Origin of the sequence: Calidifontimicrobium sp. SYSU G02091, assembly GCF_022631395.1 — a bacterium.
Classification (GTDB): domain Bacteria; phylum Pseudomonadota; class Gammaproteobacteria; order Burkholderiales; family Burkholderiaceae_C; genus Calidifontimicrobium; species Calidifontimicrobium sediminis.
In genome coordinates this window covers 23,173-38,537 of record NZ_JALBGB010000033.1, presented here as the reverse complement: position 1 = coordinate 38,537, position 15,365 = coordinate 23,173, and the positions used below count along the sequence as shown (strand labels likewise).

Sequence of the window (15,365 nt, the reverse complement as noted above, 5' to 3'; positions counted from 1 at the left end):
GGCTCGGCCGCCACCGGCGCTGCCGCCCGCAGCGCTCGGGCGGCTTCGTCCCACCCGCCGGCGAGCCACACCGCGCCGGCGCCGGCTGCCACGGCGACCGCCACGGCCCCCGCGCCCCGCCACGCCCACCGCGTCGCCGCGCTCGATGCCGCCGGCGCGGCACCGAACACTTCGGCCGCCGCACGGTCGACGATGGCGCGGTCGGCCTGCGCGCGCCCGAGCGCGTAGGCACCGAGCAGCGCGCGGTCGGCGAGCAGGTTGATGCGCCGTGGCACGCCGCGGCTGTGGTGCACCAGCCGCGCGAGCGCGCCGCGGTCGAACGGCAGCGGCCCATCGCGGCCGGCGGCGGCCAGCCGGTGCGCGACGTAGCGCACCGTCTCGGCCGCGTCGAGCGGCGCGAGGTGGTAGCGCGCGATCACGCGCTGCGCGAGCTGCTCCATCTCGGGCCGCGCGAGCAGCGCGCGCAGCTCGGGCTGGCCGATCAGCACGATCTGCAGCAGCTTGCGCTCGTTCGTCTCGAGGTTGGTCAGCAGCCGCAGCTGCTCGAGCACGGCCGCCGACAGCGCCTGCGCCTCGTCGATCACGAGCACGTTGTTGAAGCCGGCGGCGTGCGTGCGCAGCAGGTATTCGTTGAGCGCGTCGACGTGGTCCTTGCGCGTCGGGTGCGCACTGCCGTCGGCCGCCGCCACCGGGATGCGGAACTCGGCGCAGATCGTGCGCAGCAGCTCGATCACGTCGAGCGCCGGATTGAAGACGTAGGCCACGCGGCAGCGCGGCGGCACCTGCTCGAGGAAGGCGCGGCACACCGTCGTCTTGCCGGTGCCGACCTCGCCGGTCAGCACGACGAAGCCGCCACCGCCGCCGACGCCGTACAGCAGGTGCGCGAGCGCCTCGCGGTGGCGCTCGCTCATGTACAGCAGGCGCGGGTCGGGAGCGATCGAGAACGGCTCGCGCTGCAGCCCGAAGTGGCGCTCGTACATGGGCGCGCAGGATAGCGCGACGCACCCTCAGCCCGCGCCGTGGCGCGCCGCCCACGCCGCCAACAGCCGGTGCAGCTGCTCGACGCCGTCGGTCAGCGCCGCCGGGCCGGGCTGCAGGATGTCGGCCGACTTGACCTCGTGCAGCTCGCCGTCGCGCACCGCCGGCACATCGGCCCAGCCGGCGCGCGCGGCGACCTTCTCGGGGCGGAACTTCTTGCCGCACCACGAGCCGACGATGACGTCGGGCGCGCGGCGCGCCGGCTCGAGCGCGTCGGCGACGACGCGGTCGCGGCCCATCGGCTGCGCGGCGAGTTCGGGGAACACGTCGTCGCCGCCGGCGATGCCGATCAGCTCGCTGACCCAGCGGATCGCACTGATCATCGGCGCGTCCCACTCCTCGAAGTACACGCGCGGGCGCCTGGGCCACGCGGCGGCCGCCGCGGCGATCTGCGCGTGGCGCGCCTGGCAGCCGGCGATCCAGCGCTCGGCGCGGTCGCCGGCGCCGACCATCGACGCCACCAGGCGCAGCGTGTCGAAGATCTGGCCGACGCTGCGCTGGTTCGTCACCAGCACGTTGAGCCCGGCGCGGATCAGCTTGTCGGCCAGCGCGGCCTGCATGTCGGAGAAGCCGATGACGAGGTCGGGCTCGAGCGCGACGATCTGCTCGATGCGCCCGTCGAGGAAGTGCGACACCTTGGGCTTTTCGGCGCGCGCGCGGCGCGGGCGCACCGTGTAGCCGCTGATGCCGACGATGCGGTGCTCCTCACCGAGCAGGTACAGCCACTCGGTGGTTTCCTCGGTCAGGCAGACGATGCGCTGCGGGCCCATGCGGCGATTTTCGGCGCGCGTCAGCGTGCCGCGACGACGGGCAGCGCGACCCAGCGCTCGCCGCCGGCGGTGGCCACGCGCTCGATCGCGACCGCGCCGCCGAACGCGTCGACGACGGCGGCGCGCACCGCCGCGTCGGCCGGCGCGCCGTCGGCACGCAGTCGGCCGGCCACCATCACGAGCACGCGGTCGGCGGCGAGCGCGAGCGTCAGGTCGTGCAGCACGGCAGCCACCGCGGCGCCGGCGCGCGCGCGTGCCGCGAGGCTCGCGACGAGGGCACGCTGGTGCGGCACGTCGAGGTGCGTCATCGGCTCGTCGAGCAGCAGCACCGGCGCGTTCACCGCGAGCGCGCGCGCGATCAGCACGCGCTGGCGCTCGCCGCCCGACAGCTCGCCGAGGCGGCGCTCGGCGAACGCGGCGCACTCGGTCTCGGCCATCGCCGCGTCGACCGCGGCCTCGTCGGCGGCGGTGACGGCGCCGAACAGCCCGTGGTGCGGCAGGCGGCCCAGGCGCACGACGTCGCGCGCGGCAAGGTCGCCGTCGGCCTCGCCGTGCTGTGCGAGCCACGCGACGCGGCGCGCGCGCTCGCGCGGCGGCCAGTCGGCGAGCGTGCGGCCTTCGAGCTCGACGCGACCGGCGTGCGGCGCGCGCAGCCCGGCCAGCAGCGCGAGCAGCGTGCTCTTGCCGGCGCCGTTCGGCCCGACCAGCGCCGCCCACTCGCCGGCGCGCAGGTCGAGCGACACGCCGTCGACGACACGGCGCGGGCCGTAGGCCAGCGAGAGGCCGTGCGTGCGCAGCGGCGTCATCGCGCGCCTCCCCCGCCATGGCGGCGGCGCAGCAGCACGAGCAGGTAGGCGCCACCGAACACCGCCGTCAGCAGGCCCACCGGCAGCTCCTGCGGCACGCGCACGCTGCGTGCGGCGACGTCGGCGGCCAGCAGCAGCACGCCGCCGGCCAGCGCCGACAGCGCCAGCAGCGCCGCGTGGGTCACGGTGACGGCGCGGCGCACCAGGTGCGGCGCCACGAGCCCGACGAAGGCCACCAGCCCGGCGTGCGCCACCGCGGTACCGGTGGCCAGCGCCATCGCAGCCACCAGCAGCAGGCGCACGCGCGCCAGCGGCACGCCCAGGCTCGCGGCGCTGGCCTCGCCGAGCACGAGCGCGTCGAGCGCGCGCGCGAAGCGCACCGCCAGCGGCAGCACGAGCGCGCCGACCGCCGCGAGCCACGCGACGCCGTCCCAGCCGAGGAAGGCCGTCGTGCCGAGCAGGAAGGCCTGGCGCGCGCGCAGCGTCGCCGGCGCCAGCAGCGCGAGCAGGTCGGCCAGCGCGCCGAGCAGCACGCCGACGACGACGCCGGCCAGCAGCAGCACCAGCGGCCGCCCGGCGCCGCCGGCCAGCGCCAGCGCGAGCCCGACGCCGAACAGCGCACCGGCGAAGGCCCCGCCGACGATGCCCGCCTGCAGCACGCCCGCCGCGAGCGACGCCGGCAGCGTCGCGACCAGTCCGGTGGCGGCGGCGAGCACCACCATCACGCCGAGCCCGGCGCCGGCGGCGCTGCCGAGCAGGAACGGGTCGGCCAGCGGGTTGCGGAACAGCCCCTGCGCGATCGCGCCGGCCAGCCCGAGCAGCGCCCCGACGAGCAGCGCACCCAGCGTGCGCGGCGCGCGCACCGCGGCGACGAGGTCCCACTCGTCGCGCCACGCCCACGACCAGCCGTCGCTGCCGGCGGCCAGCCCGCACGCGGCGAGCACCAGCGCCGCAGCACCCAGGCCCAGCGCCAGCGGCCGTGCGCCGGTGTGCGGCGACGACGCCGGCCGCGACGTCATCGCCCGTTGCCGAGCGCGGCGACGCAATCGACGATCACGTCGGCCGCCTCGTCCAAGCGCGGCCCCGGGCGCACGAGCAGGTCGTACTGTGCCGGTGCGAGCGCGCACACATGCCCGGCGCGCAGCGCCTCGAGCCGCGCCCAGCCCGGGCGCTGCGGCATCTCGGCCACCGCCTGCGCGGCGGCGACCACGAGCGCCGGCCGCGCGCGCAGCACGTACTCAGGGCTGAGCTGCGGGAACGGCCCGAGTGCGGCCGGCACGACGTTGCGCAGACCCAGCCGCGCGAGCAGCTCGCCGATGAACGACGCTTCGCCGGCGGCGTGCGGCATCGGCGAGACCTCGACGTAGACGCGCTGCCCGCGCCACGCCGGCGGCACGCGCGCGGCGGCGGCCGCCACGCGCGCGTCGATGCGCTGCCACAGCCGCTCGCCGCCGCCCGGCACACCGAGCGCGCGCGCCAGCGTCTCGGTCGCGGCGCGCATCTCGGCCAGCGTGTCGGCCTGCAGCACGAGCACCGGCAGGCCCAGCGCCTCGAGCCGCGCGCGCGCGCGCGCGCCTGGCGCGACGATCACGAGGTCGGGCCGCAGCGCGACGATGCGCTCGACCTGCGCGTCCTCGAGCGAGCCGACCTGCGGCAGGTCGCGCACGCGCTCGGGCCAGTTCGAGTGGCGGTCGACACCGACCAGCCGCTCGCACGCGCCGAGCGCGCAGGTGGCCTCGGTGAAGGCGGGCACCATCGAGACGATGCGCTGGGGGGGGCGGCCGTCGGCGGCTGCGGCGACGGCGCCCGCCAGCGCGAGCACCGCCGCCGCGACTGCGCGCCACCAACCGTCGGACCGCCCGCCCAAGGCCGCCCCGCGCCTTCAGGGCTGCCAGGCCACGCGCACGAAGACGCTGCGCGGACGGCCGTTGTAGCCGTAGGCCGGCACTTCGTCGCGGTCGAACACGTTGTCGAACGTCGCCGCGGCGGTCCAGCCCTTCGCGAAGCGCCACGTCGCGTTCAGGCCGAGCACGGTGGCCGCCGGCAGCATCTCGGTGGCGTCGGGCCGGCGGCCGACGTGGCGCACGACGGCGTCGACGCCGAACGCGCCGATGTCGCGGCCCAGCCGCAGCGACGCCTGCACGCGCGCGCGGCGCAGCAGCCGCTCGCCGGTGTCGACGTTCTCGGGGTCCTGCCACAGCAGTTCGCCGCTGGCGCGCCAGTCGGCCCACTGCGTCTGACCCACGACCTCGACGCCGCGGTTGCGCGTGCGCGCGAGGTTCTGCGGCACGAAGAAGGCGTCGCTGGCGATCTTGTCGCGGTAGCGCGCGTGGAACAGCGTCGCACGCAGCCGCGATGGCCCTTCCTGCCATTGCGCGCCGACCTCGACCGTGCGGCCGCGCTCGGGGCGCAGGTCGGGGTTCGAGCAGACGAAGCCGAACGGACTGCAGTCGAAGTAGAGGAAGTCCAGCGTCGGCGGCGTGTAGCTCGTCGACGCGCTGGCGAGCAGGCTCCACGCCGGTGTGAGCCGCACGCGGCCACCGGCAAGCCACGTCGTCGCGGTGCCGAAGTCGCTGCTGTCGTCGTGCCGCCACGCGAGCTGCCAGCCGCCCGCCTCGCGCTCGTCCTGCAGCCCCACGCGCCAGGTGTCAGTCGTGCGCTGACGGCGAAGGTAGGTCGCGTTGTCGGTCCACTGGCGCAGCCGCTCGGCCGCCACCTTCAGCGCGAGCGAGCCGACCAGGGTGCCGGTGGCTTCGGCCATCGCGGAGCGGTTGTGCAGCCGGTTGCCGAAGGTCGACGTCCCGAAGGCATCGACGGTGGTGTCGCGCCGGTCCTCGTCGTTGCCGCCGAGGTGCCAGGCGAGCGACCACGCCGGCGTCAGTGCGTGGCGTCCGCGCAGCGTGAGCCCGCGCTGGTCGATCGTCGCGTCGTGCATGTCCGTCGGCGCGCCCCAGCTGCTGTCGTAGGCGACCTCGCCGCGCAGCCAGCGCAGGTCGAACGACAGTCGGTGGCCCGGCGCAGGTGTCGCGTCGGCGACCAGCGTCGCGAAGCGGCGGCGGTAGCCGTCGTCGTCGGGGTTGACGTTGGGCACCTGCGCCGGGTCCTGCGCCGAGAAGCTGTCACTGCGTTCGCCACCGACGGTCAGGCGCGCGTTGAGCACCTCGCTGCCGCCGGCCAGGCTCGCGCCGGCGCCGCGCGTCGAGCGCGTGCCGAGTCCGGCGTGCGCACTGACGTCGAGGCCGCTGCGGCCGCGGCGCGTGAAGATCTGCAGCACGCCGCCGGTCGCATTGCCGCCGTGCAGCGCCGAGAGGTTGCCGCGCACGACCTCGATGCGCTCGATGTCGTCGACCGCAATCGAGGCGATCGACGCCTGGCCGCTGGTGACGTCGGTGATCGGCACACCGTCGATCAGCACCAGCGTGTCGCGCGTGTCGGCGCCGCGCAGCCGCAGCGCCGCCTGCGTGCCAGGCCCGCCGAGCTGCTCGGGCACCGCGGTGCCAAGCAGGCCGAGCGCCGCGACGAGATCGCGCACGCCGGCGCGCTCGAGGTCGCTGCGCGTGAGCACGCTGCTGGCCGCCAGCTCGGTGCCGACGGTGCGCGGCAGCACGCTGCCGGTGACGACGACGGTGGGTGTTTCCTGGGCTGCGGTGCCGGCTGCAGCACACATAAGAGTCGCGGCCAGCGACGTGGCGACGCACGCGCTGGCGCGCCGCGTGACGAAGGAAGAGACGATCATGGACGATGAAGGACTCGAAGGCCGTGGCCTGCTTCCCCGCAGGCCCCGACGACATGGTGCACCGCTGCGCGCGGTGCACCGCCCGTTGGCCGGTATCCGGGCTGGCGGATGCGACCTCGGCGACCTTCCCGGTGCGGCTGCACCAGTGGCCACTGCGCCGAAGCGGGGTGCGTGGCGTGCACGCGCCCGTCCGCTTACCGTTGCGGGGGCAGCGCAGGTTGGGCCTCGTCCGGTGGATCCGGCCTTCCTGCTTCCCGTTTACCCCGGGGCGGCACGACGGCCGACCCAGGCACCAACGGCGCGGATCGTAGCAGCGGCAGCTGACCGCGCCCCTACAATCGTTGCCACCCCCTGAGGCGGCGCAACGCATGGCAACCCTCGACTCGTTGGCCGAACGCATCGACCGGCTGCTGCTGCGGCACGAGGAACTCAAGCGCACCAACGCGCTGCTCGAGCAGCAGGTGGCCGCGCTGACCGCCGAGCGCGACAGCCTGAAGTCGCGCCTCGCCGCGGCGCGCGCACGCATCGACGCGCTACTCGACAGGCTGCCTGCCGGCAGCGACGCCGGGAACGCGACGTGAAGCAGATCGAGGTCACGATCCTCGGCCAGAGCTATCGCCTCGGCTGTCCCGAGGGGGGCGAGGCCACGCTGCTGGCTGCGGTGGCCACCGTCGACCGGGAGATGAGCGCGATCCGCGACGCCGGCAAGGTCAAGGCGCGCGAGCGCATGGCGGTGCTGGCCGCGCTGAACCTCGCCTACCAGCTGGCCGAGCGCCCGGCGAACCCGCCGCCGGCGGCCGAGCCGGCGCGCCCCGCAGGCGCCGGCGACGCCGAGATCGAGCACCTGATCGCGCGCATCGACGCCGCGCTCGGCGACGACGGCCGCCTGCTGTGACCCGGCGGCGCCTCGGGGCCTAGAATGGCCACGTCCGTCGCGTGTGCGTGGGTCTAGATTTCCTTGAACCGATGCTCATCGAGCCAGGGCTTGGAACATCGCGCGGCTGGTGTGATCGTCTCGCGTCAGACGAACCCGACGCCTCGCTGACCTCGCCCACCTGAACTTCCCTGAGGGTTCAGGAATGCGGCTCACGTCTCGCGGCGGACACCTTCGCCGCTGCCTGCCTCACCCCGCGTCGCCTTTGCCGTGGCCTACTGGCTGATGAAGAGCGAGCCCGCCGAGTGCTCGATCGACGACCTCGCGCGCGCACCGCGGCAGACGGTGCCGTGGACCGGCGTGCGCAACCACCAGGCGCGCAACTTCATGCGCGACGCGATGCGCATCGGCGACGGCGTGCTGTTCTACCACTCGTCGTGCGCCGAGCCGGGCATCGCCGGGCTCGCCGAAGTGGCCCGCACGGCCTACCCCGACGCGACGCAGTTCGACCCCGAAAGCCCCTACCACGATCCGCGCTCATCACCCGACGCGCCGCGCTGGGTGCACGTCGACGTGCGGCTGGTGCGCAAGACGCGGCTGCTCAGCCTGCGCGAGATGCGCCGTCGCCCCGAGCTGGCCGACCTGCAGGTGCTGCGGCGTGGCAACCGCCTGTCGATCACGCCGGTCACGCCGGCGCAGTGGCGCGCGGTGCTCGCAGCGCTCGACGAAGCGCAGGGCGCGGCGCGTTGAGCCTCGACGCGCTGCTGATCGCCGAGCTGCTCGCCCTCGGCGCCGCGGTCGGCTTCATGGCCGGGCTGCTCGGTGTGGGCGGCGGCATGCTGCTGGTGCCGTTCATGACGCTGATCGTCTCGAACCGCGGCGTCGACACCGGCCTGGCGGTCAAGATGGCGATCGCGACGTCGATGGCGACGATCCTGTTCACGTCGCTGTCGAGCGTGCGCGCGCACCACGCGCGCGGCGCGGTGCGCTGGGACCTCGTGCGCACGATCGCGCCGGGCATCGTCGCCGGCGGGCTGCTCGCCGGCGCCGGCGCGTTCGCGCTGCTCAAGGGCCGCTGGCTGGGGCTGCTGTTCGGCGTGTTCATCGCGCTGATGGCCACGCAGATGCTGCTGGCGCGGCCGCCGCGTGCGACGCGACGCCTGCCCGGCGCCGGCGGCCAGGCGGCGATGGGTGGCGTGATCGGGTTCGTGTCGGGCCTGGTCGGCGCCGGTGGCGCGTTCCTGTCGGTGCCGTGGATGACGCGTGGCAACGTGCCGATGCACCAGGCCGTGGGCACGAGCGCAGCGCTGGGCTTTCCGATCGCGCTGGCCAACACCGCCGGCTACCTGATCGCCGGCTGGACGCTGCCGCCCGCGCTGCCCGGTGCCGTCGGCTACCTGTTCGTGCCCGCGCTGGTGGTCGTCTCGCTGGCCAGCGTGGCCACCGCGCCGCTGGGCGCGCGCGCCTCCCACGCGATGGACGTGCGTCAGCTCAAGCGCATCTTCGCATTCATGCTCTACGGGCTGGCCAGCTACATGTTCGCCAAGGCGTGGGTCGGCTGACGACCGGTGCGCCAGCCGGCGCCGCGCTCACGGCCGCTCGAAGCGGATGCTCGCCAGCGTGACGTGGTTGCCGCCGCGGCGCTGGGCCTCGGCCAGCGCGTCGTGGCTGGCGGCGAGCAGCTCGTCGAGCGTGTGGGCGGTGTGCGGGAAGCTCGCCACGCCCATCGAGACGGTGAAGCCGAGCTCGCGCCCGTCGAGCATCACGATCTGCGTCGCGCACTGGCGGCGCAGACCCTCCATGCGCGAGTGCGCGGTGGCCAGCCCGACGCCGGACAGCAGCACCGCGAACCGGCCTTCGTCGAGGTGACACGACGCATCCATCGCGCGCGTGTTGCCGCGCAGCAGACGCCCGATGGCCGCCAGCAGCGCGCGCCGCGCCGGCGCACCGAGCGCCGCGACGTCGGCCGGCAACGGATCGAGCGCGATCGACACCAGCGCGAACTCGCGGTGTTCGCGGTTCGACAGATCGACCTCACGCTTGAGCAAGTCGTCGAAGTGGGCGCGGTTGTACAGGCCGGTGGCGGCATCGCGCAGGCCGTGCTGCTCGTGCAGCTCGACGCGCAGCAGCGCGTTGGCACGCTGCTGCTGCTCGAGCTGCTCGAGCGCCTGGCGCAGCTGCGCGTCCTTCTGGCGCTGCGGCGCGAGGTCGCTCCACAGGCTGGCGAGCCAGCGGCGGCCGTCGGGCGCCGTGTGCACCAGGCGCAGCACGGCGAACTCGCGCCGCTGCCCGTGCAGGTCGAAGCGGTGCTCGGTGACCGACGCGACGTCGCTCGCCGCCACCGCGGCCCGGTCGGCGGCGCGCAGCACGTGCGCGACGTCGGCGCCGAAGAGCTCGACGTCGGTACGGCCGACGATGTCGGCCATCGCACGCGCCAGCAGCGCGGCCATCGCTGCGTTGGCCTCGACGTAGCGGCCGCTCTCGGCGTCTTTGATCGCCAGCGCCGCCTGCTGCCGATCGACCCAGGCCGCGAGCAGCGCCCAGCGCGCCGCGACCCAGTCCGGGTCGCCCGCGGCGGCAACGGGATTCGAGGCGAGCGGCGACATGGGGGAAGCGTTCAGGCGTGTGGGCGACCGGCAGTTTCGCTCGTCGCGAGGCCGGCTCGGCGAGCCCGCCTATCGTCCGCCCAGTGCAGGCGCCCCACAAGCCGGATCAACGCGGGTTTCCCGGCTTTCCCTAGCTTGAACAGGGTGATGCGCCGCGTCACCGGCCGGCTCGTCGCGACGGCACGCAGCGCTGGCCGTGCCGACGACGCCGGGAGGTGGCGCCAGTGGCCGCTTGGCGCACCCCGGCGGCAGAGGACGATGCGTGCACGCATCAGAGAGGCACTGGCGGCGTGGCGCGCCGTGACTATAATGCGCGATTTCGTAGGCCGAAGCACCCACCCCTGAGCGCCACCGCGGCGTGGCGCGAGGTGTCACGCGGCGGCCTGGGGCGGCGCATCGCGCCGCTTCGATCGGCAGCCCTCAGCTTCGAGATTCCGAAGGACCTTCCGCTCCATGACCACGATCCGCGTCAAAGAGAACGAGCCGTTCGACGTCGCCCTGCGCCGCTTCAAGCGCACCATCGAAAAGCTCGGCCTGCTCACCGAACTGCGCGCGCGCGAGTTCTACGAGAAGCCCACCGCCGAGCGCAAGCGCAAGAAGGCGGCTGCGATCAAGCGCCACTTCAAGCGCGTGCGCAGCATGCAGCTGCCCAAGAAGCTGTACTGAGTCTCGAACGCGTGCGGGTCGGCTGCCGCCCCGCCCTCTGACGCACGAGCCCGCGCGGTCCGCCGTCGCGGGCTTTGACGTTTTGCGAAGGAGCCCCGATGAGCCTGAAGGACCGCATCACCGAGGACATGAAGGCCGCGATGCGCGCCAAGGATGCCGAGCGTCTGTCGACGATCCGCATGCTGCTGGCCGCGTGCAAGCAGCGCGAGGTCGACGAGCGCATCACGCTCGACGACGCGGCCGTCGTCTCGATCGTCGACAAGCTGATCAAGCAGCGCAAGGACTCGGTGGCCGCCTACGCGCAGGCCGGCCGCAACGACCTCGTCGACAAGGAATCGGCAGAGATCCGCGTGCTCGAGGGCTACCTGCCGCAGCGGCTGAGCGCCGACGAGATCGCCGCGCAGGTCGCCGCCCTGGTCGCCGAACTCGGCGCCTCGGGTCCGGGCGACATGGGCCGGGTGATGGCCGCGGCCAAGGCAAAGCTCGGCGGTCAGGCCGAGATGGCCCTCGTCTCGGCCGCCGTCAAGCAGGCGCTGGGGAGGTGACGCGATGACGACGCCTCATCACCTGTCGATCCGCCCGATCGCCGAGGGCGTGTGCGTGGCCCCGCAGCTGTGGCCCGAGGCGATGGCCGAGGCCGCGCGGCTGGGCTTTCGCAGCGTGATCAACAACCGCCCCGACTTCGAACACGGCCCCGACCAGCCGACGAGTGCCGCCATCGAGGCCGCCGCACGCGCGGCCGGCCTCGAATACCGCTTCCTGCCCGTCGACGGCGCCTACCAGTCGCCGGAGCAGATCGCCGCGTGCGCCAAGCTGCTCGAAGAATTGCCGCGTCCGCTGCTGATGTTCTGCCGCAGCGGGGCACGCTCGACCAAGCTCTACCACGCCGCGACGAGCCGCTGACGCAAGGCTGCGGTGCCGGCCGCCGCGCGCCCGCGCGCGCATCGGGCGCCGGGCGTTTTCAGGCGCCTTTCAGCGCCGGGTCGGTACAGTCGCGGCGCTCGTCGAGCCGGCGCCGTCGGCGGGGCTCGGGGTGCCTAGAATTTCCGGTCCTTGTGCCATCGCGCCGCCCGCTGCCGGGCGGGCGCTACCCCAGGAGGCAGCGTGTCCGCCCTGTTGAAAGTCTCGTCGCTGGTCGACGCGATCAGCGAGCTGATCGGCAAGCTGATCATGTGGCTCGTGCTCGCGTGCGTGCTGATCAGCGCCGCCAACGCCATCGTGCGACGCGCGTTCAACTACAGCTCGAACGCGTACCTCGAGATCCAGTGGTACCTGTTCGCCGCCGTGTTCATGCTCGGTGCGGGCTTCGTGTTCCTGAAGAACGGCCACGTGCGCATCGACTTCGTCTCGTCGCGCCTGTCCACGCGCACCAACGCCATCATCGACATCGTCGGCATCCTGCTGTTCGTCGCGCCGTTTTGCGTGCTGATGGTCGACCTGTCGTGGCCGCTGTTTTACCGCGCGTGGGTGAGCGGCGAGATGAGCCCGCAAGCCGGTGGCCTGATCCGCTGGCCGGTGCTGCTGCTGATGCCGGTGGGCTTCTCGTTGCTGCTGCTGCAGTGCGTGTCTGAGCTGATCAAGCGCGCGGCCTACCTCAGCGGCCACCGTGCCGAGCCCTACAGCGTCGATGTGCACGAGAAGCCCGACGAGATCAAGCTCGCCGAGGAACTGATGGCCGAAGCCGAGCACAAGGGCCAGCCGAGCGGGGGCGCACGATGAGCGCATTCATCGCCCAGAACTTCGTCCCGCTGATGTTCGCGGGGCTGTTCCTGTTCCTGCTCACCGGCTTCCCGGTCGCGTTCGGACTCGCGGCCACCGGTCTGACTTTCGGCGTCATCGGCATGGAGGTCGGCCTGTTCGGCGCCAACCTGTTCCAGGCCTTGCCGCTGCGCGTGTTCGGCATCATGCAGAACGACACGCTGCTGGCGATCCCGTTCTTCACGCTGATGGGCATCATCCTCGAGCGCTCGGGCATGGCCGAGGACCTGCTCGAGACGATCGGCCAGGTGTTCGGCCCCGTGCGCGGCGGGCTCGCGATCGCGGTGGTGCTCGTCGGCGCGCTGCTCGCCGCCACCACCGGCGTCGTCGCCGCGGCAGTGATCTCGATGGGGCTGATCTCGCTGCCGATCATGCTGCGCTACGGCTACAACCGCAGCATCGCCACCGGGGTGATCACTGCGTCGGGCACGCTGGCGCAGGCCCTGCCGCCGTCGCTGGTGCTGATCGTGCTCGCCGACCAGCTCGGCCGCTCGGTGGGCGACATGTACGCCGGCGCACTGCGCCCCGGCCTGCTGCTGGTCGGCGTGTACCTGCTGTTCATCGCGGCGGTGGCGCTGCTGCGCCCGCGTTGGGTCCCCGCGCTGCCCGCCGAGGCGCGCATCTACCGCGAGCCCAGCGGCGCGAGCGGACACGTCTCGCTGATCGTGCTGCTGCTGCTGTGCGCCGTGGCCGGCGTCACCTGGGGCCAGTTCCACGAGGGCATCGTCAACCCGATGATCGGGCGCAGCATCCCGGCACCGGGCGACGAGGTGTTCATCCTGTCGATGACGGTCGCGTCGCTGCTGGCCGTCACGCTGGCGCTCGGCAACCGGCTGCTCAAGCTCGGGCTGCTGTCGCGGCTGGCCGAGCGCGTGACTTTCGTGCTGATCCCGCCGCTGATCCTGATCTTCCTCGTGCTCGGCACGATCTTCCTCGGCATCGCGACGCCGACCGAGGGCGGCGCGATGGGCGCCGTCGGCGCGCTCGTGATGGCCGTCGCCAAGCGGCGCCTAACCTGGAAGGTGCTGCTCCAGGCGCTGGCGAGCACCTCCCGGCTGTCGGTGTTCGTGCTCTTCATCCTCGTCGGCTCGACGGTGTTCGCGTTCACGTTCAATGCTGCCGACGGCCACATCTGGGTCGAGCACCTCTTCGACAAGCTGCCCGGCGGGCAGCTCGGGTTCATGATCTTCGTGAACCTGCTCGTGTTCATCCTCGGCTTCTTCATCGACTTCTTCGAGATCGCGTTCATCGTCGTGCCGATCCTCGCGCCGGTGGCGCAGAAGCTCGACATCCACCTGATCTGGTTTGGCGTGACGCTGGCGATGACGCTGCAGACCTCGTTTCTGACGCCGCCGTTCGGCTTCGCGCTGTTCTACCTGCGCAGCGTCGCCGCACGCAAGGACTACACCGATCGCGTCACCGGCGCGCTGATCCCGGCAGTCACGACGGCGCAGATCTACAAGGGCTCGGTCGCCTTCGTCGGGCTGCAGCTGACGATGGTTGCCGCCCTCATCGCGTTCCCGCAGCTCGTGCTCAGCAACCTCGACCAGGGCCCGAAGCTCGACGCCGACGCGATCCTCGAGCGACTGCAGCAGGGTCGCGAGCAGCTCGAAGAGGCCGCCCCCAGCGGTCGCCAAGGGCGCGACGAGTACGACCCGATGTCGATCTTCCGCGACCTGGCCCCGCCACCCGCGCCGCCCGCGAGCCGGTAACCGCCCTCGAGGCGGTCGGGCGGCAACGAGGCGGCGCGCGCCGGTGGGCGGGTGCGCGCTTGGCGATCGAGTGCCCGTGGCACCGCCTGGAGCAAAGAAAAAGCGCCCGGCCGGGTGAGCCCGGGCCGGGCGCTTGCGCGTCAGCGCCGACGATCGACGATTACAGCCGCTGCTGCTGCATGAAGTCGTCGAAGCTCGCCTCCGAGAAGCGGAACCACAGGTTCGCGTCGCGGCGGAATGCCATGTAGTCGTCGTGCACCTTCTTGAACGCCGGGTTCTTGCCGGAGATCTCGGCGTACACCTCCTGCGAGGCCTTGAACGCCGCGTCCATCACGTCCTTCGGGAAGCGGAACAGGCGGGTGCCGCCGGCGACGAGCTTCTTCAGCGCCGCCGGGTTGCGGTGGTCGTAACGCGCCGTCATCACGGTCGCGGCGTGCGTGGCCGCCGTCTCGAGGATCGCCTTGTTCTCGGCCGACAGACCATCGTAGGCGCGCTTGTTGACCCAGAACTCGAGCTGCGCGCCGCCTTCCCAGAAGCCGGGATACGCATAGAACGGCGCGACGCGCTGCAGGCCGAGCTTCTCGTCGTCGTACGGACCGACCCACTCGGCCGCGTCGATCGTGCCGCGCTCGAGTGCCTGGTAGATCTCGCCGCCCGGGATCATCTGCGGCACCGCCCCGATGCGCTCCATGATGCGGCCGCCGAAGCCGCCGATGCGCATCTTCTGGCCCTTGAGGTCGGCCAGCGACTTGATCTCGCGGCGCCAGAAACCGCCCATCTGCGCGCCGGTGTCCCCGCCGACGAAGGCGACCAAGTTGCGGCTGGCATAGAACTCGTTCATCAGCTTCATGCCGTTGCCGTCCATCTTCCACGCCATGTTCTGGCGCATGTTCAGGCCGAACGGCACGGCGGTGCCGAATGCGAAGGTCTCGTCCTTGCCGACGAAGTAGTACGGCGCGGTGTGGGCCATCTCGACGGTGCCGTTGCTGACGGCGTCGTCGACGCCGAACGCCGGCACGATCTCGCCCGGCGCGGCCACCGTGATCTGGAAGCGGCCGCCGGACATCTCACCGACGGCCTTCGCGAGCGTGTCGGCGGCACCGTGGATCGTGTCCAGCGACTTCGGGAAGCTCGACGCCAGACGCCAGCGGATGTTCGCCTGCGCGTGCACCGCGGGGGCGATACCGGCGGCCAGCACGCCGGCCAGCCCGGCGCCACGCACGAATGCTCTACGTTCCATTCAGAAGCTCCTTCGAACAGGATGGGATGAGGTTGCGGATGCTCAACGAAGCGTGCCGCCGCGCCAACGGGGGTTTCCCGCGCGCAGCGCGTCGTCGGCAGGTCGCGCACGACCGGGCGACGACCGTCGCGTCGAACCGGCACAGACTAGGCGCGCGAC

Annotated in this window: 17 protein-coding genes, 1 other RNA gene and 1 riboswitch; of the genes, 10 read left to right on the top strand and 8 right to left on the bottom strand. The window is 73.0% G+C overall.

Going from position 1 to position 15,365, the window contains the following annotated elements:
• From MOJ79_RS16135 to MOJ79_RS16110, 6 genes are all read right to left on the bottom strand, one after another.
• The coding region (locus MOJ79_RS16135) for an ExeA family protein (RefSeq protein WP_241925079.1) at positions 1 to 980 on the bottom strand (980 nt) is incomplete at its 3' end.
• 27 nt (positions 981 to 1,007) lie between these two features.
• Positions 1,008 to 1,808, bottom strand: coding sequence for an ABC transporter substrate-binding protein (locus tag MOJ79_RS16130; protein ID WP_241925078.1), 801 nt, complete (start codon positions 1,806 to 1,808; stop codon positions 1,008 to 1,010).
• A 20-nt stretch (positions 1,809 to 1,828) separates the two neighbouring features.
• The gene (locus tag MOJ79_RS16125; protein ID WP_241925077.1) at positions 1,829 to 2,614 is read right to left on the bottom strand and encodes an ABC transporter ATP-binding protein; all 786 of its coding nucleotides are present in this window, start codon (positions 2,612 to 2,614) and stop codon (positions 1,829 to 1,831) included.
• The gene (locus MOJ79_RS16120) at positions 2,611 to 3,633 is read right to left on the bottom strand and encodes a FecCD family ABC transporter permease (RefSeq protein WP_241925076.1); all 1,023 of its coding nucleotides are present in this window, start codon (positions 3,631 to 3,633) and stop codon (positions 2,611 to 2,613) included. Before MOJ79_RS16120 ends, MOJ79_RS16125 begins: the two co-directional genes overlap by 4 nt.
• Complete coding sequence (locus MOJ79_RS16115; RefSeq protein ID WP_241925075.1) at positions 3,630 to 4,436, bottom strand: ABC transporter substrate-binding protein; 807 nt, start codon at positions 4,434 to 4,436, stop codon at positions 3,630 to 3,632. Before MOJ79_RS16115 ends, MOJ79_RS16120 begins: the two co-directional genes overlap by 4 nt.
• Positions 4,437 to 4,496: 60 nt before the next feature.
• Positions 4,497 to 6,350: a TonB-dependent receptor plug domain-containing protein gene (locus tag MOJ79_RS16110; protein WP_241925074.1), complete on the bottom strand. Its 1,854-nt coding sequence runs from the start codon at positions 6,348 to 6,350 to the stop codon at positions 4,497 to 4,499.
• 70 nt (positions 6,351 to 6,420) lie between these two features.
• Positions 6,421 to 6,662, bottom strand: a riboswitch (cobalamin riboswitch).
• 56 nt (positions 6,663 to 6,718) lie between these two features.
• Here MOJ79_RS16110 and MOJ79_RS16105 point away from each other — a divergent pair.
• The 5 genes from MOJ79_RS16105 to MOJ79_RS16090 all read left to right on the top strand — a co-directional run bounded on the left by MOJ79_RS16105 (position 6,719) and on the right by MOJ79_RS16090 (position 8,786).
• On the top strand, positions 6,719 to 6,931 hold the full coding sequence (locus tag MOJ79_RS16105) for a cell division protein ZapB (RefSeq protein WP_119288210.1): 213 nt from the start codon (positions 6,719 to 6,721) through the stop codon (positions 6,929 to 6,931).
• Entirely contained in the window at positions 6,928 to 7,245 is a 318-nt protein-coding gene (locus tag MOJ79_RS16100) for a cell division protein ZapA (RefSeq protein WP_119353954.1), read from the top strand. The genes MOJ79_RS16105 and MOJ79_RS16100 overlap by 4 nt, the downstream gene beginning before the upstream one ends.
• Positions 7,246 to 7,275: 30 nt before the next feature.
• Positions 7,276 to 7,457: non-coding RNA, 6S RNA (gene ssrS / locus MOJ79_RS19180), on the top strand.
• Positions 7,458 to 7,509: 52 nt separating this feature from the next.
• A complete protein-coding gene (locus tag MOJ79_RS16095) occupies positions 7,510 to 7,974 on the top strand; it encodes an EVE domain-containing protein (RefSeq protein ID WP_241925080.1) in 465 nt (154 codons plus the stop codon).
• On the top strand, positions 7,971 to 8,786 hold the full coding sequence (locus MOJ79_RS16090; RefSeq protein WP_241925073.1) for a sulfite exporter TauE/SafE family protein: 816 nt from the start codon (positions 7,971 to 7,973) through the stop codon (positions 8,784 to 8,786). Before MOJ79_RS16095 ends, MOJ79_RS16090 begins: the two co-directional genes overlap by 4 nt.
• A 27-nt stretch (positions 8,787 to 8,813) precedes the next feature.
• On the opposite strand, the gene MOJ79_RS16085 is transcribed toward MOJ79_RS16090, so the two are convergent.
• Complete coding sequence (locus MOJ79_RS16085; RefSeq protein WP_241925072.1) at positions 8,814 to 9,830, bottom strand: GGDEF domain-containing protein; 1,017 nt, start codon at positions 9,828 to 9,830, stop codon at positions 8,814 to 8,816.
• A gap of 453 nt (positions 9,831 to 10,283) precedes the next feature.
• On the opposite strand from MOJ79_RS16085, the gene rpsU reads away from it, so the two are divergent.
• The 5 genes from rpsU (at position 10,284) to MOJ79_RS16060 (ending at position 13,966) form a co-directional block, all read left to right on the top strand.
• Positions 10,284 to 10,496 (top strand): 30S ribosomal protein S21, encoded by a 213-nt coding sequence (rpsU, locus tag MOJ79_RS16080; protein ID WP_019559597.1) that lies wholly within the window; start codon positions 10,284 to 10,286, stop codon positions 10,494 to 10,496.
• A gap of 98 nt (positions 10,497 to 10,594) precedes the next feature.
• Positions 10,595 to 11,041, top strand: coding sequence for a GatB/YqeY domain-containing protein (locus MOJ79_RS16075; RefSeq protein WP_119288201.1), 447 nt, complete (start codon positions 10,595 to 10,597; stop codon positions 11,039 to 11,041).
• Between the two features lie 4 nt (positions 11,042 to 11,045).
• Positions 11,046 to 11,399 (top strand): TIGR01244 family sulfur transferase, encoded by a 354-nt coding sequence (locus tag MOJ79_RS16070; protein ID WP_119353958.1) that lies wholly within the window; start codon positions 11,046 to 11,048, stop codon positions 11,397 to 11,399.
• Positions 11,400 to 11,600: 201 nt separating this feature from the next.
• Positions 11,601 to 12,215, top strand: a complete 615-nt coding sequence (locus tag MOJ79_RS16065; RefSeq protein ID WP_241925071.1) for a TRAP transporter small permease subunit — start codon at positions 11,601 to 11,603, stop codon at positions 12,213 to 12,215.
• Positions 12,212 to 13,966 carry a TRAP transporter large permease gene (locus MOJ79_RS16060; protein ID WP_241925070.1) on the top strand — a complete coding sequence of 585 codons (1,755 nt, stop codon included), beginning with the start codon at positions 12,212 to 12,214 and terminating at the stop codon, positions 13,964 to 13,966. Before MOJ79_RS16065 ends, MOJ79_RS16060 begins: the two co-directional genes overlap by 4 nt.
• 160 nt (positions 13,967 to 14,126) lie before the next feature.
• Here the strand turns inward: MOJ79_RS16060 and MOJ79_RS16055 are convergent, their stop codons facing one another.
• Positions 14,127 to 15,206, bottom strand: coding sequence for a TRAP transporter substrate-binding protein (locus MOJ79_RS16055; RefSeq protein WP_241925069.1), 1,080 nt, complete (start codon positions 15,204 to 15,206; stop codon positions 14,127 to 14,129).
• Between the last annotated feature and the right edge of the window lie 159 nt (positions 15,207 to 15,365).

Bases quoted from the DNA above. Each gene is read 5' to 3' on its own strand.
- MOJ79_RS16070 (WP_119353958.1), top strand. From the start codon at position 11,046: ATGACGACGCCTCATCACCTGTCGATCCGCCCGATCGCCGAGGGCGTG.
- MOJ79_RS16055 (WP_241925069.1), bottom strand. From the start codon at position 15,206: ATGGAACGTAGAGCATTCGTGCGTGGCGCCGGGCTGGCCGGCGTGCTG.
- MOJ79_RS16125 (WP_241925077.1), bottom strand. From the start codon at position 2,614: ATGACGCCGCTGCGCACGCACGGCCTCTCGCTGGCCTACGGCCCGCGC.
- rpsU (WP_019559597.1), top strand. From the start codon at position 10,284: ATGACCACGATCCGCGTCAAAGAGAACGAGCCGTTCGACGTCGCCCTG.
- MOJ79_RS16105 (WP_119288210.1), top strand. From the start codon at position 6,719: ATGGCAACCCTCGACTCGTTGGCCGAACGCATCGACCGGCTGCTGCTG.
- MOJ79_RS16130 (WP_241925078.1), bottom strand. From the start codon at position 1,808: ATGGGCCCGCAGCGCATCGTCTGCCTGACCGAGGAAACCACCGAGTGG.
- MOJ79_RS16095 (WP_241925080.1), top strand. From the start codon at position 7,510: ATGAAGAGCGAGCCCGCCGAGTGCTCGATCGACGACCTCGCGCGCGCA.
- MOJ79_RS16120 (WP_241925076.1), bottom strand. From the start codon at position 3,633: ATGACGTCGCGGCCGGCGTCGTCGCCGCACACCGGCGCACGGCCGCTG.
- MOJ79_RS16060 (WP_241925070.1), top strand. From the start codon at position 12,212: ATGAGCGCATTCATCGCCCAGAACTTCGTCCCGCTGATGTTCGCGGGG.
- MOJ79_RS16110 (WP_241925074.1), bottom strand. From the start codon at position 6,350: ATGATCGTCTCTTCCTTCGTCACGCGGCGCGCCAGCGCGTGCGTCGCC.
- MOJ79_RS16075 (WP_119288201.1), top strand. From the start codon at position 10,595: ATGAGCCTGAAGGACCGCATCACCGAGGACATGAAGGCCGCGATGCGC.
- MOJ79_RS16085 (WP_241925072.1), bottom strand. From the start codon at position 9,830: ATGTCGCCGCTCGCCTCGAATCCCGTTGCCGCCGCGGGCGACCCGGAC.